The organism is Martelella mediterranea (assembly GCF_021021415.1).
In the GTDB taxonomy this organism is placed as follows: Bacteria; Pseudomonadota; Alphaproteobacteria; order Rhizobiales; family Rhizobiaceae; genus Martelella; species Martelella mediterranea_C.
Window position 1 is genome coordinate 82,624 of sequence record NZ_JAINWJ010000007.1, and the last position, 15,016, is coordinate 97,639.

At 63.3% G+C, this 15,016-nt stretch carries 12 protein-coding genes; 9 read left to right on the top strand and 3 right to left on the bottom strand.

Annotated features, from left to right (window positions below; genetic code table 11):
• Positions 1-50: 50 nt before the first annotated feature.
• Genes K7H91_RS04915 through K7H91_RS04925 form a run of 3 tightly spaced genes read right to left on the bottom strand, consistent with a single transcriptional unit; the run spans position 51 to position 4,485 of the window.
• Entirely contained in the window at positions 51-2,555 is a 2,505-nt protein-coding gene (locus tag K7H91_RS04915; RefSeq protein WP_419197445.1) for a hypothetical protein, read from the bottom strand.
• Positions 2,552-3,388: a 5-dehydro-4-deoxy-D-glucuronate isomerase gene (gene kduI, locus K7H91_RS04920; RefSeq protein ID WP_230719095.1), complete on the bottom strand. Its 837-nt coding sequence runs from the start codon at positions 3,386-3,388 to the stop codon at positions 2,552-2,554. The genes K7H91_RS04915 and kduI overlap by 4 nt, the downstream gene beginning before the upstream one ends.
• Positions 3,382-4,485 carry a glycoside hydrolase family 88/105 protein gene (locus K7H91_RS04925; protein WP_230719096.1) on the bottom strand — a complete coding sequence of 368 codons (1,104 nt, stop codon included), beginning with the start codon at positions 4,483-4,485 and terminating at the stop codon, positions 3,382-3,384. The genes kduI and K7H91_RS04925 overlap by 7 nt, the downstream gene beginning before the upstream one ends.
• 96 nt (positions 4,486-4,581) lie before the next feature.
• Between K7H91_RS04925 and K7H91_RS04930 the strand changes: the two genes are divergently transcribed.
• From K7H91_RS04930 to K7H91_RS04970, 9 genes are all read left to right on the top strand, one after another.
• Entirely contained in the window at positions 4,582-5,628 is a 1,047-nt protein-coding gene (locus K7H91_RS04930; RefSeq protein WP_230719097.1) for a LacI family DNA-binding transcriptional regulator, read from the top strand.
• A 192-nt stretch (positions 5,629-5,820) separates the two neighbouring features.
• Positions 5,821-6,858, top strand: coding sequence for an NAD(P)-dependent alcohol dehydrogenase (locus K7H91_RS04935; protein WP_230719098.1), 1,038 nt, complete (start codon positions 5,821-5,823; stop codon positions 6,856-6,858).
• 433 nt (positions 6,859-7,291) lie between these two features.
• A complete protein-coding gene (locus tag K7H91_RS04940) occupies positions 7,292-8,176 on the top strand; it encodes an AraC family transcriptional regulator (RefSeq protein ID WP_018062891.1) in 885 nt (294 codons plus the stop codon).
• Between the two features lie 96 nt (positions 8,177-8,272).
• On the top strand, positions 8,273-9,187 hold the full coding sequence (locus K7H91_RS04945) for an ABC transporter substrate-binding protein (protein WP_230719099.1): 915 nt from the start codon (positions 8,273-8,275) through the stop codon (positions 9,185-9,187).
• A 74-nt stretch (positions 9,188-9,261) separates the two neighbouring features.
• Positions 9,262-10,764 carry a sugar ABC transporter ATP-binding protein gene (locus K7H91_RS04950; RefSeq protein ID WP_230719100.1) on the top strand — a complete coding sequence of 501 codons (1,503 nt, stop codon included), beginning with the start codon at positions 9,262-9,264 and terminating at the stop codon, positions 10,762-10,764.
• Positions 10,754-11,740 (top strand): ABC transporter permease, encoded by a 987-nt coding sequence (locus K7H91_RS04955; RefSeq protein ID WP_230719101.1) that lies wholly within the window; start codon positions 10,754-10,756, stop codon positions 11,738-11,740. The genes K7H91_RS04950 and K7H91_RS04955 overlap by 11 nt, the downstream gene beginning before the upstream one ends.
• 46 nt (positions 11,741-11,786) lie before the next feature.
• A complete protein-coding gene (locus tag K7H91_RS04960; protein ID WP_230719102.1) occupies positions 11,787-12,518 on the top strand; it encodes an SDR family oxidoreductase in 732 nt (243 codons plus the stop codon).
• A gap of 18 nt (positions 12,519-12,536) precedes the next feature.
• On the top strand, positions 12,537-14,159 hold the full coding sequence (locus K7H91_RS04965; protein ID WP_230719103.1) for an FGGY-family carbohydrate kinase: 1,623 nt from the start codon (positions 12,537-12,539) through the stop codon (positions 14,157-14,159).
• A gap of 91 nt (positions 14,160-14,250) precedes the next feature.
• Entirely contained in the window at positions 14,251-14,976 is a 726-nt protein-coding gene (locus tag K7H91_RS04970) for an SDR family oxidoreductase (RefSeq protein ID WP_230719104.1), read from the top strand.
• Positions 14,977-15,016: the final 40 nt, after the last annotated feature.

Here is a 15,016-nt window from a genome sequence, read left to right on the forward strand (position 1 = left end):
ACCCCACGGCAGGCGTCTCCAGAGGGCTCTCCCTGCCCTCCGGCAAAACCTTAATCCCGGAACGTCCGCGCCGCGCCCGCGATCGTCCATTCCGACGGGTCGAGCCTGCGGCCCTCCGCCTCGACAGAGCCATCGGCCCCGAAGCGGACCCTGCCATATTCAGGATCGTCGACCAGAATATCGCCATTGGCCTCGTCCACAAGACTGAGGGTTGCAAAATCCTTCTCGATCTCGTTTGCCTTGTCGCACTCGGCCATGCGCACGATCCATGTCGCCTTGCGGCCCGGCGCGCGCAATTCATTGCCCGCCGTCGGTCCGGTCGCGACAAGCGCCAGCCCGGCATCGACCTTCAGCAACACGCAGCCGCCACCGCTCACCGCCAGCGCCGTATCGCGGCCGATGCGGGTCTCGTCGAAGACGGATTGCGGGAACCAGCAATGAGTGAAGTCCGGCTGTTCCTCGGCACATTCGAAACGCGCAATCGCCAGGCCACGATACTGGTGAACGCGCGGCAGCGTGCCCGAGCCGCCCCAATAGGATGGCCGCCCATAGCCCGAATGCAGCACCTCGCCCGGGTGGTTGATCCAGATGGTCGCATCCGGATTGTCGCCAAGGCGCAGATGCAGCACCGTTTCCTGATAGCCCCACTGGTTCCAGCGATAGGCCGCGGCGGTACCAAGCGCGTACGACGCCGTCTTGTAGTGATAAAGCCGCGCGAACCTGTCCTGTCCCTGGGCGAAGGTCCATTCATGCCCTTCGCTGCCGGAAACCGAGGCGATGACCGCAAGCTCTTCCGGTATCCGCAAACCGTGATCGCGCAGGCAAAGCGCCAGTTGCGGCAGGGCGTGGAAGCGCATGCCGTAATTGCCGCGCCCCCAGATCATCCGCGCAATGCCGGAAAGCTCAAGCGTCCGTGAGGCCCGGAGCGTATGTTCATAGGAACGGCCCTGCGCGCCCGTCATGACGCCATGGTGGGCCGAGCGGGCGAGGATCTCGACAAGCCGGATGATGGCCTTGCCCGCGCGCTCCGCTATGTCACGGTCCGGCGCCAGCGCATAGAGCGCGCACAGCCCCTTCAGGTCGATCGGGAAATAGGGCGCGGAATTGAACTCCGCCATCTCCCATTTTTCGAAGTGATCGAGCCAGGCCCGCACCCGTGCGGCGCCGATGACGGATTGCTCATTGCCCGTTCGCTGCGAGCGCGCGAAACGCGCCCCGGGCAACATATCGCCGGCGAGATAGGCGGCCGTATGAAACAAGAGCGCGTGGTTTTCCGAGAAATACCACTGCACGTCATTGCCGGGCTCATCCATCCAGTAGCGATAGTTGAGGATGGCCGCATCGACGCGGTCGCGGACCTTGGCCCCGATATCATCGCCATAGGCGGCGCGGCACCAGAGCAGCGGAACCAGAATGAAATCGGCGCAGTCGTGGCAATCCTCGATCGCCGGCAGCGCGCTTTCGATCATGGCGTCGGTCTCATCGCCGCTCATGCCGGTGGCTAGGCGGGCCAGCGCGCGCACCGTATCGGCCTCGGCGTGGTTCGCGACTTCGCCGAGCGCTTCGGTGATGCGCTCGGGGAGGTTTTCCGGAGCCTTGCCCTGACGCGCCACATGGCAGAGTTCGACACCGAAGACGCGCGAGACAGCGTAATCGCCGCGCGCCAGCGTCACCTTGAAATGGCGGAAATCGGCGGGCAGGTCCGCAGTATCGGCGACCGCGAGCCGGACCGATCCGGCATCAAGCGTCCGCTCGAAGCTCAACGGCTTCTCGATCGACATGAAGTCGCCCTCGATTACCACCTTCGCCGCCACATCGACCGGCAGGCCGGTATCGGCGACGAGCGCCACCTCGCCCGCGCCATAGGCCGGCTTTTCGAAATGCATGGAGGCGAGCATGGCTTCCATCGCATCGGCGACGGGAGCCTCGACCGGGATCGGCAGGGCGTGTTCGACCGCCGGACCGGACAGATAATCGAGCTGGAAATAGTAACGCGCATCGCGCTCGGCCAGATCGTCAAAGACGATGCCGATAACATTGTCGCCCGCTTCAAGCGTGACGGCGAACTCTTCGATGGTCTCGAGATTGCGGCCGTAGGGCGCCATGAAGCCGACCTCGCGGCCATTGACGAACAGCACCGCGCCGCCGCAGGTGCGCAGCGCCAGCCGGGCCTCGCCGGCAGATGCGGCGCGGATTGTCGTTTCCGCGAAGGTTTTAAGCTCGGTGGCGCGGAACCAGAAGCCCGACAGGTCGACGCGCGGCGAGCCGAAGGGCAGCCAGGTGCGCGTAAGGTCCGGCCTTGTCTCGCCGATCACGGGCCGCTTGCCGCGCCGCTCTGCGGCAAACTGCGTCCGGCACGGATATTCGTGCGGGATGAAATTCTTGTGCTTGGTCAGGAAAAAGAAGGGATCCATTTCCCCCTTCATCGGCTGATCGGGCACGTCGTAGCGCGCCTCTTCCGTCGCCGAAAGCCGCCAGTAAACGATCGGCGCGCCCGCTGCAAGCGGACGCCGGAGCGCCCTGTCCGTCTCCATCTGGTTCAACGCCGAATTCATCTGATCTCCCTGATCGCAACCGGATCGACATCGGTATAGGCCTGATTTTCGCCGGTCATGCCCCAGACGAAGGCATAGGGCCCGGTGCCCGCGCCCATATGGATCGACCATGCCGGCGAGATCACGATATCGCCATTGGCGACGACCAGATGGCGGGTATTGTCGGGACGGCCCATAAAATGGAAGACGCGGTCTTCGTCACCGAGATCGAAGTAGCAATAGGCCTCCATGCGCCGCTCGTGGAGATGGGGCGGCATGGTGTTCCAGATACTGCCCGGCGCGGGATCGGTGATCCCCATCAAAAGCAGGCAGGAGGGCGCGACCTCGGGGTGGATATACATGCGCAGCTCGCGCTTGTTGGATTTCGCCTCGTCACCCATTACCAACGGCTTGGACTCGGCCCGCTTGATCAGGCGATGCGGAACATCCGCGCCGGCGGGCACCGAATTCATGTAGAACCGCGCCGGCGGCTTGCCGGCATCGGCGCTTTCTAGCGTTACGGTTTTGGCGCCCCGGCCGACATACAAGATGTCGCGATTGTCGAGTTCATGGCGTTCGCCATCAACTGTGATCGTGCCCGGGCCGCCGAGATTGGCGATCCCCATCTCGCGGGCGTCGAAAAACGCCTCGGTGCCAACCTCGGCCCCATCGCCGAAGGAGAGCGCGGAGGAAGTCGGCACCGCGCCGCCGACGATCATGCGGTCGACATGGGTATAGGCAAACCGGATTTCGCCGGGCGTGAACAGGCCTTCCACCATGAATTCGTCGCGCAGCCGCGCCGTGTCCATGTTGTCGATATCGGCAGGCGAAGCGCCATAAAGCGTTTTCAGCATGCTTTGCTCATCCTTTCATTGCTGTGATGCAGGCCTTCGGCAAGACACAGGATCGCAAGCGCCTGGCCATAGCCTGTCGGCTGCACCGGAATATCGCGATAGAACTGCAGATCGTGACCCATGCGGGTGCCATAGGAGACGTTGGAGACCACGCCGTCATCGCTGATATTTTTCATGACAGCATTGAGCGCCCGCAACCCCGCCGCCTCGCAGCCTTTCGGCCCGAGGCCCATGCGCGCGGCCTTCATCAGCCCGAAGCCGAAGCCGGCCGTCGCCGAGATTTCCTCATAGGAAGACGGGTCGTCGACCAGCGTGGTCCATGCGCCCGACGCCGTCTGGAACTTCAGCAGCGCCTCGATCTGGGTCTGAAGCACGCCGAGAAGATAGGCCTCCACCGACGGCGACAGATCGCAAAGTTCGATCAGTTCGAGAATACCGACCGTGATCCAGGCATTGCCCCGGCCCCAGAGCGCACCGGCGAAATTGTGCCGGCCGGCAAAGGTCCAGCCGTGATACCAGAGCCCGGTTTTCGGATCGGCGAGATAGCGGGCATGAACCAGAAACTGGCGCTCCGCCTCATCGACAAAGCGCCGCTCGCCCGATGCCTGACCGTAGGAAGCCAGGAATAGCGCGACCATGAACAGCGTGTCGTCCCACAATTCATTATCGTTGATCTTGTCGGAAACATCGTGCTGGAAGCCGCCTTCCGGCGTTCGCGGCATGTCGGAAACCACCCGCTCGGCCCAGTCGCGAAGAACCGCCTCGTAGCGCGGCTGGCGCTTGTGACGCCAGATTTCGCTGAGCGCCAGCATCGGCGCGGTGGTGTTGACGTTCATCTTCGGCAGACCCGCCTCGATCCGGCGGTCGTACCAGTCTTCGAGGATTTTCAGATGCGCGTCGTCGCCGGTGTGCCGCCACAGGCGCGCGATCCCGTAGAGTCCGACGCCCTGCGGCCATTCCCAACTGTCGAAGCTGACATAATCGCCGGGCGTACCGTCGAGATTGGGCTCGTTGAAGCGCCCGTCGTGACGCAGTCCCGTCATCCCGCGCACCAGCGCCGACAAGCTGTCGGAAATCTGATCGGCCGTTATCGGCATGTTTCCTCCCGTTCATTCCTCAAGGCGAACTGTTCCACACAAAAAGCTGTTGCGCAATTTGCAAATTTTTTGCAGTTTTGGCGCAAACAGGAGGCATTGACGATTCACGGCAAGCGCGGCAAGCCAAACCGACGGGTCCGGCTGGAGGAAATCGCCCGCAATTGCGGGGTGTCGGTATCGACCGCATCGCGGGCGCTTGCGGGCACCGGCGGGGTGAAGGACGAGTTGCGGGCAAAGATCGTCGAGACCGCGCTGGCGCTTGGCTATGTCAACCCGACATCGGCCGCCGGCCGCCGTATTATCCTGGCGACCTCCAGCGTCGCGATGATCGACCACCAGCGCAACCAGTTCACCTACCACGTTCTCGACGGCCTCAACGAACGGGCCGAGGCGCTCGGCATCGAACTGGTCACCCGCGCGGTCGCCACCCCCGAGGATGAGGCGCAGCTTCTGGCCGAGGGCGAGGCGGACGCCTCCGTTGCCGGCTGCCTGTTTCTGACGCTGGACGATGCGCAGGTGCTGACCCGTTCGGGCGGATTTTCCAAGCCGATCGTGCTGATCAATGGCGACGATCCGGCGATGCGCCACTCCAGCGTGACGCCCTGCAACCGCTCCGCAGCGCGGCTCGCCGCCGACCACCTTCTCAATCTCGGCCACCGCCGTATCCTGTTCCTGATGCATCCCGGCCGGCGGACGATCGAGCGCCGCTTCGAAGGCTGGCGCGATGCGCTGCGCGCTCGCGGCATCGAGGATATCGACGATCTCGTGGTGACGGTCGATGACTGGCTGCCGGAACTTGCAAGCCGCGCGATCGCCGACCGGCTGGAAAAGCGCGGCGCCGATTTCACGGCCGTGCTGACCGCCGGCGACAGCCTGGCCTATGGCGCGATGCTCGCCATCCAGCAGGCGGGCTATCGCGTGCCGGAGGATTTTTCCGTAGTTGGCATGGACGATCTACCACTGTCTGGCTTTTCCGATCCGCCGCTGACGACAATGCATATCCCGATGCGCCACATCGGCTCCGCTGCCCTCAGCCTCCTGCTCGATGATCTCGGCGTCACCCGCCTGCCCGCGCGACGCGTGGAGCTCGCCTGCTGGCTGGTGGAACGCGCTTCAACCGGGCCCGCGCGACCTGGCCGGTAATGCGGGATGGGCTGCCGTGACCTCAATTGATACGTCGAGCAAACGACCCTGATACTTTTTTCACCGCACAGAAAATTGTCAGCGCAGAAACGCGTTTTTTTGTTTACGCAGCCGTTTCGAAAAGACTAGCCAAAGAGCAATCACGGGCCAAAACGGCCGCGATCCTATCAAATTTCTCACGGGAGGCATGACATGCAGGCACTGGTTCTGGAGAAGAAGGGCAAACTCTCGCTGCGCGACTTCGAGGTCGCCACCGCGCTGGGCCCGCAGGATGTACGGATCAAGACCCACACGGTCGGCATTTGCGGCTCCGATGTCCACTATTACACCCATGGCAAGATCGGCCATTTCGTGGTGCATGAACCGATGATCCTCGGTCATGAGGCCTCCGGCACCGTGATCGAGACCGGGTCCGAGGTCACGCATCTGAAGGCCGGCGACCGGGTCTGCATGGAACCGGGCATTCCCGATTTCACCTCGCGCGCGTCCAAGCTCGGCATCTACAATGTCGATCCCGCCGTCAGGTTCTGGGCAACGCCGCCGATCCATGGCTGCCTGACGCCGGAGGTGATCCACCCCGCCGCCTTCACCTACAAACTGCCGGATACGGTGAGCTTCGCCGAGGGCGCGATGGTCGAGCCGTTCGCGATCGGCATGCAGGCCGCACTGCGCGCCCGCATCCAGCCCGGCGATATCGCCGTGGTCACCGGCGCCGGCCCGATCGGCATGATGGTGGCGCTGGCGGCGCTGGCTGGCGGCTGCGCCAAGGTGATTGTCGCCGATCTGGCCCAGCCGAAGCTGGATATCATCGGCGCCTACGATGGCATCGAGACGGTCAATATCAGAAATCGCCCCGCCGCCGAGGCGGTTGCCGAGGCCACCCATGGCTGGGGCGCGGATGTCGTCTTCGAGTGCTCGGGCGCTGCCCCCGCGATCCTCGGCGTCGACAAGCTCGCCCGCCCCGGCGGCGCCGTCGTGCTGGTCGGCATGCCGGTCGAGCCCGTTCCGGTCGATATCGTCGGCCTTCAGGCGAAAGAACTCCGCGTCGAGACCGTGTTCCGCTATGCCAATGTCTATGACCGCGCGATCGCCCTGATCGCCTCGGGCAAGGTCGACCTGAAGCCTCTGATCTCCGATACCCTGCCCTTTGCCGACAGCATCGCCGCCTTCGACCGCGCCGTCGAAGCGCGTGAAACCGATGTCAAACTCCAGATCGTGATGCCGGATTGATCCGCCACCTGCCGGTCCCGCGTCTTGGCGGGACCGGCTTGGGGGCCAAGCGGCCCCTGTTCTGATGAAAAACCTGTTTGCCCCTTCAAAACTGCAAGAAAAGTATAAGCGCCAAATGGTGCTTATCGACCACGCGCCTTCCTGATTGACAATTGGCAGTCAGACGTATTTCGCAGCATTTTCCTCAATTTAGGCCGAAAGTCCGACCGTTTTACGCTGCGTTGCGATATGAGGCTTCTGCATTGCGGCAGCCTCAGGCGTGCTTACAAACGCCACCCTTTCAATTTCGACGAATTCCCGGTCAAAAAAGTATCAGTAAATTTTCCGTGGTGATGTTGAGGCAAACGGTGGCCGCAGCGTAGTGTTTTACCAACGTTGATGCCGTGGAGGGAGCCACGGCAAACGCCGCCAGTCGGCGAGGGAGGATCAGAGGATGCAACCGGATCTGGAGCTTGTTCACATTCGCAAGGGTGAGTCCTTCGCGGCATGGAAGCATGGCTACCCGTTCCGCACCGTCCGCTGGCACTATCACCCAGAATACGAAATCCATCTTGTCGTGGACACCTCGGGCAAGTTCTACATCGGCGACTTCATCGGCGATTTCGGTCCCGGCCAGTTGATCATGACCGGCCCCAACCTGCCGCAGAACTGGATCAGCGATATCGAGCACGACGAAACCGTCCCGTTACGCTCGCTGATCATCCAGTTTCCCGAAAAATTCATCGAGGACGCCTGCGCGGCGATGCCGGAGATGCAGGCGATCCGCCCGCTTTTGGAGCGCAGCCATCGCGGCCTGCTCTTCGACGACGCGACGAGCCGGGCCGTGCGGCCGCTGCTTGAACGGCTGATCGAGGCGCGCGGCATGCAGCGCCTGTCGCTGTTCTGGCAAATCCTCGACATTCTGGCCGAGTCCGAGGATCCGGAAGTGCTCGCAAGCCTCAGCTACGAGCTCGACCTTTCCGATATCGATTCCCGCGGGGTCAATCGCGCCATCGCCTATTTGCGCGAACACCTGACGGAACCGGTGGACGAGAGCGAACTTGCCGATCTCGTGGGACAGAGCCCGAGCGCCTTTTCGCGCGCCTTCAAGCGGCATACGGGCACGACGCTGGTGCGTTATAAGAACCAGTTGCGGATCGATCTCGCCTGCCGGCTTCTTCTCGATTCCGAGGAGATCAAGGTCGCCGAGATCTGCTACGAGGTCGGGTTTTCGAACCTGTCCAACTTCAATCGCCACTTCCTGAAGTTCAAGGGCATGTCGCCCTCGCAATTCAGGACGACGTTTGCGGCCAACGGGGCCCTGGCCATGGCCGACTAACCGCAGAGCAAAAATCGAAATTCAGCAATTCGGGCGACATGGTGTTGTCCGGAAACGGGCGGCTTTTGCCTGCCCTCACCAACGGGAGGACCTGATATGAATATCGTGACCAAGACACTGACCGCTGCAGCGCTCGCCGCGACGACCGCGTTGCCGGCCATGGCCCAGGATGACGGCCTGAAGATCGGCATGACCTTTCAGGAGATGAACAACCCCTATTTCGTCTCGATGAAGGAAGCGCTGGACGAAGCCGCCGCCAGCCTCGGCGCCGAGGTGATCGTTACCGATGCCGGCCATGACGTCGCCAAGCAGATTTCCGATGTCGAGGACATGCTGCAGCAGAATATCGACATTCTTCTGCTGAACCCGACCGACAGCGCCGGCGTCGAATCCGCCGTCAACATGGCCAAGCAGCAGGGCGTGATCGTGGTGGCGGTGGACGCCAATGCCGCGGGCCCCGTCGACACCTTCGTCGGCTCCAAGAACCGCGATGCCGGCTACCAGTCGTGCAAATATCTCGGCGAGGCGCTCGGCGGCTCGGGCGAAGTTGCGATCCTCGACGGCATTCCGGTGATCCCGATCCTTCAGCGTGTCGAAGGCTGCAAGGCCGCGCTTGATGAGTTCGACGGCATTGAGCTGGTCGACGTCCAGAACGGCCGCCAGGACCGTTCGGTGGCGCTGGGCGTGGTCGAGAACATGATCCAGTCGCACCCGAACCTCGCCGGCATCTTCTCCGTCAATGACGGCGGCGCGATGGGCGCTCTGGCGGCCATCCAGGGCTCCGGCAAGGACATCAAGCTGACTTCGGTCGATGGCGCGCCTGAAGCCGTCAAGGCGATCAGCGACGGCACGCCGTTCATCGAAACCACCGCGCAGTTCCCGCGCGACCAGGTGCGCGTCGGCCTTGCCATGGCGCTTGCCCAGAAATGGGGCGCCCGTGTTGTGCCGGCCGAGGTTCCGATCGACGTTCGTGTGGTCGACAGCGACAACGCAGCCGACTTCAGCTGGTAACGTCTCCTCCGGGCCGCCCCCGCGTTCTTCTGGAACCGGGGGCGGGCTTCCTCTTCCATGCTCGGGAAAAGATCATGCTGGAATTGAACGGGATCAAGAAAAGCTTCGGAAAGATCGAGGTCCTGCACGGCGTGGACCTTCATGTCGAGGCGGGTGAAATCCATGCGCTTCTGGGCGAAAACGGCGCCGGCAAGTCGACTCTCATGAAGATCGTCTCCGGCATTTTCCGGCCGAGCGAGGGCGTAATTCGCGTTGACGGAAAAGAGCGCCATTTCGCCGATTATGACGAGGCGATCGACGCCGGCATCGGCATCGTGTTCCAGGAATTCAGCCTTATCCCCTATCTCACCGCCGTCGAGAACATGTTTCTCGCGCGCGAGATCAGCAACCGCTTCGGCCTGCTCGACCGCAAGGCGATGCATAAGCGCGCCCGCGCGATCCTGCGCCAGCTCGATGTCGACCTTCCGCTCGATGTTCCGGTCGGCCGGCTTTCGGTTGCCGAACAGCAATTCGTCGAAATCGCCAAGGCGCTGTCGCTCAATGCGCGGATCCTGGTGCTGGACGAGCCGACGGCAACGCTGACGCCATCGGAGGTCGAGCATCTGTTCAAGGTGATGCGCGAATTGCGCGGCCGGGGCGTCGCTGTCGTCTTCATCTCGCATCATCTCGAGGAGATTTTCGAGATCTGCGACCGCATCACCGTGCTGCGCGACGGCGAGTTCGTCGCCACCTGTCGCGTCGCCGATGTCGATCACGACCGGCTTGTCGAAATGATGGTCGGACGGCGCATCGAAAACAGCTTTCCGGAGAAGCCCGCGCCGAAACCGGATGCCGCCATGCGGCTGGAGGTCAAGGAGCTTCAGTTGCGCATGGGCGGGCCGGTGTCGCAGTTCGAGCTTCGCGAGGGCGAGATCCTGGGTTTTGCCGGGCTCGTCGGCTCCGGCCGCACGGAAACGGCGCTGGCCATGCTCGGCGCGCACCCGGCAAGCCGCTGCAAGATGCTGATCGACGGCGTGGAAACGCGCCTCTCCTCACCGGCAGACGGTCTGGCGCGCGGCATCGGGCTGCTGCCGGAAAGCCGCAAGACCGAAGGGCTGATCACCAGCTTTTCGATCGTCCAGAACATCTCGCTCAACAACTACCGCAAATACCGGGCGGCCCGCTTCTTCATCGACATGAAGAAGGAGATGCTGTCGACGCAAACCGCAATGGACCAGGTCCGCGTCAAGGCACAGGGTCCCCGCGCCCGGGTCGACACGCTGTCGGGCGGCAACCAGCAGAAGGTTGTGATCGCCCGCTGGCTGAACCACGACATGAAGGTCCTGATCTTCGATGAGCCGACGCGCGGCATCGATGTCGGCGCAAAGGCCGAGATCTACCAGCTGATGCGGGAATTCTCGGCCAAGGGTTACTCGATCATCATGATCTCGTCTGAGCTTCCGGAAATCGTCGGCATGTCGGACCGGGTCTGCGTCTTCCGCCAGGGCGGCATCGTCGCGACCGTCGCGGGCGAGAACATCAATTCGGAAGAAATAATGAAGCATGCAACCACCGGGAGGGTTCAACATGTCGCATGATGCAAATGCCAATGCGGCCGACGCAGATGACAAGGCAACCGAAAGAAACTGGAGCGCGCTGCTTCATTCGCCGTTGCTTCTGCCTCTCGCCGGGCTCATTGTCGTCTCGATCCTGATGGGGATCGCCAGCGACAACTTCTTCAGCGTCTCCAATATCTTCAACGTGCTGAGGCAGGTTTCGATCGTCGGCATCCTCGCGGTGGGCATGACCTTCGTCATCCTCACCGGCGGCATCGATCTGTCCGTCGGCGCAGTGATGGCGTTTGCCGGAACGATCGCGGCGGGCCTGATGGTCAATATGGGCATGCCCGGATGGGTGGGCCTTCTGGCCGGCATCGGCGTCGGCATCGGCCTCGGGATCTTCAACGGCGTGCTGGTGGCCTGGGGACGCATGCCGGCGATCATCGTCACCCTTGCCACGATGGGGATCGCCCGCGGCCTGGGTCTGATCTATTCCGGCGGCTATCCGATCAGCGGCCTGCCCTCCTGGATTGCCTGGTTCGGCATCGGGCGGATCGGCAACGTGCCGGTTCCCGTTATCCTGATGTTCATTATCTACGCGCTCGCCTGGGTGCTGCTGCAGCGCACGCCCTTCGGCCGTCATGTCTATGCCATCGGCGGCAATGAGACGGCGGCGAGGCTCTCCGGCGTGAAGACCCAGTATGTGAAATTCGCCGTCTACGCGATCTCGGGTCTGACGGCGGCGCTTGCGGCGGTGGTGCTGACGGGACGGCTGATGTCCGGCCAGCCCAATGCCGGCGTCGGCTTCGAACTCGACGCGATCGCCGCGGTGGTCCTCGGCGGAACTGCGATTGCCGGCGGACGCGGCCTGGTGCTCGGCACGCTGATCGGCGCGGTGCTTCTCGGCATCCTCAACAACGGCCTGAACCTGATGGGAATCAACCCCTACCTTCAGGACGTGATCAAGGGCTTCATCATCCTGCTCGCCATCTATATCGGCCGCGAGTGGCGCTGAGACGGTTTCAAAAACAACAACAAAACGCAGATTCTAGGAGAAAAGAATGTCTGTTTCGCTGGATGGCAAGATCGCCGTCATTACCGGTGCGGCCTCGGGAATCGGGCTTGCCACAACCGAAAAGCTTCTGGCCGCAGGCGCGACCGTGGTCATGGTCGACCGCAACGGGAAGGCGCTTGATGAACTCGTGGCGCGCCTTGGCCCCAAGGCGATCGCCCAGGTCACCGACCTCCTGGATTTCGACAGCTGCAATGCGATGGTGCCGGAAATCCTGGAGAAGGTCGATCACATCGATATTCTCTACTGCAATGCCGGCACCTATATCGGCGGAGATCTGGTCGATACCGATCCGGCCACGATCGACCGCATGTTGAACCTCAACGTCAATGCCGTCATGAAGAATGTCCATGCCGTCGTACCGCATATGAGCGAACGCAAGACCGGCGACATCATCGTCACCTGCTCGATCGCCGGGCATTTTCCCGCCTATTGGGAACCGGTCTATACATCCTCGAAATGGGCCATCACCTGCTTCGTGCAGACCATGCGCCGCCAGATGATCCCGCATGGCGTGCGCGTGGCGCAGGTTTCGCCCGGCCCCGTGGTGTCCGCGCTTCTGGCCGACTGGCCCGAGGAAAACCTGCGCAAGGCCAAGGAAGCGGGCGCGCTGATCGACCCGGAAGAAGTCGCCGACGCGGTCGAATACATGCTGACCCGCAAGCGCACGGTCACGATCCGTGACATGATCGTGCTGCCGACGGCGTTCGACAGGGTTTGATCGGACAGGGTGAGACGCGTGACCAGCTATTTCGTGGGCATTGATGTCGGAACGGGCTCGGCGAGAGCCGGCGTGTTCGACGCTGCGGGCAATCTGCTGGCCACGGCCAAGCGCCCCATCGACATCCACCGCGCGGATGGCGGCATCGTCGAGCAATCCAGCGAACAGATCTGGCAGGCCGTCTGCCAGTCGGTCGCCGAAGCGGTCGGCACCTCGGGCGTCGATGCCGGCCAGATCAAGGGCGTCGGCTTCGACGCCACCTGTTCGCTGGTGGTGCGCGGACCGGACGGTCCGCTGCCGGTCGGCGATCATCCCGACCGGGACATCATCGTCTGGATGGACCATCGCGCGCTTGAACAGGCCGGGCGGATCAATCGCGGACAACACGATGTCCTGCGCTACGTCGGCGGCCGGATATCTCCGGAAATGGAAACTCCGAAGCTTCTCTGGCTGAAGGAAAACCGCCCGGAGACTTTTGGTGCGGCGGAGCATTTCTTCGACCTGACCGATTTCCTGACATGGAAGGCGAGCGGGACAACGGAACGCTCCGCCTGCACCGTCACTTGCAAATGGACCTATCTTGCCAACGAGGGCCGGTGGGATGCGGGTTATTTCCGAGCGATCGGCCTTGAAGAACTCGCGGACGAAGGCTTTACCCGTATCGGCCGGACGGTTGTCGATCCCGGTACGGCCCTTGGCCACGGCCTGACGGCGGAAGCCGCCGAGGCCATGGGCCTTCGCGCCGGCACGGCCGTCGCCGCGGGTCTGATCGATGCCCATGCCGGCGGCATTGGCACGGTGGGCGCCAGCGGCGGGGCCGGCGATCCGACGCGCGCCATGGCCTATGTCTTCGGCACCTCCTCCTGCACCATGACGACGACGCGCGATCCGGCTTTCGTTCCCGGCGTCTGGGGACCGTATTATTCCGCCATGGTGCCCGGCATGTGGCTGAACGAGGGCGGGCAATCTGCCGCGGGTGCTGCGATCGATCAGCTCGTTCGCCTCCATCCCCATTTCGCAGAGGCCGAAACGAAAGCGAAACAGGACGGCAAAAGCCTGCCCGCCTGGCTGGCCGACCGGGCGCTGGCCATTGTCGCCGCGCCGAGCGATGCCGTTCGCCTTGCCGACGACCTGCATGTGGTGCCGGAATTTCTCGGCAACCGCGCGCCCTTCGCCGATCCACATGCGCGCGCGGTTATCATGGGGCAAGGCATGGAGAGCGGTGCGGACAATCTGGTGGCGCTTTATGTCGCCGGCATTTGCGGCCTTGGCTACGGTCTGAGGCAGATCATTGAAACGCAGGCGGAGAATGGCGCGACGATCGACGCGATTTCCGTCAGCGGCGGCGGCGGGGCGCACGCTTTGAGCCGGCAGATGCTGGCCGATGCCACCGGCTATCCGGTCGAGATCACCGCCTGCCCCGAGCCGGTTCTGCTCGGATCGGCCATGCTGGGGGCGGTCGCGGCCGGCAGCTATCCGGACCTGCAAGCAGCGATGCCGGCCATGTCCCGGGTCGCGACGCGATGCCATCCCGCGGACGAACTCTATCGCCGCCTGCATGACAATCGCTATCAGGCGTTTCTGGCCCTGCAGCGCACCGCGCGCGAGATTCGCCAGTCGACAATGGCGCTTCTCGAATAGGCGCAATCACACCGGAGCGGGTCCCGCTCCATATTTTGGTTTAGGAACGCATTTTCGCCACTGGCCGCGAAATGCGGCAATGGAGGCCATCATGCAATTTTCCGGAAAAACCGTCATCATCACCGGCGCGGGCAAGGGGATCGGGCGCGCCTGCGCCGAGCTCATGGCCGCGCGCGGCGCCGAGGTGGTCGCGCTCAGCCGCACCATGAGCGATCTCGAAAGCCTGAAGGCGGAGATCGGCTGCCGCATCGTTCAGGTCGACCTTCAGGACCCGAAGGCCGCCCGCGCCGCCATGGCCGAAGCCGGCACGGCGGATTATCTGATCAACAGCGCCGGCATCAACGTGCTGGAGAGCACGTTCGACATGAGCGACGACGGCTACGAGGCCGTGATGGGCATCAATCTGCGCTCCGCCCTGATCACCTGCCAGGAATTCGCGCGGGCCCGGAGGGCTGCCGGCGGCGGCGGCGCGATCGTCAACATTACCTCGATCGCCGGCCATCGCGGCTTTACCGAACATCTCTGCTACGCCGCCTCCAAGGCCGGCCTCGAAGGGGCGACGCGGGTGATGGCCAAGGAACTCGGCCCCCACAATATCCGCGTCAACGCCGTCGCCCCGACTATCACGCTCACCGAGCTCGCAGTCGAGGCCTGGAGCGATCCGGCGAAGAGCGAACCGATGATGGTGCGCCACCCGCTCGGCCGGTTTGCCGAGGCCGACCATGTCGCCGCCAGCATCGCGATGCTGCTTTCGGATGACTGCGCGATGGTCACCGGCGCGGTGCTGCCGATCGACGGCGGCTTCCTGGCGGTGTGAACTCTGGCCGTTGCTTGCTTCAAACGACCGAAATGCGGTT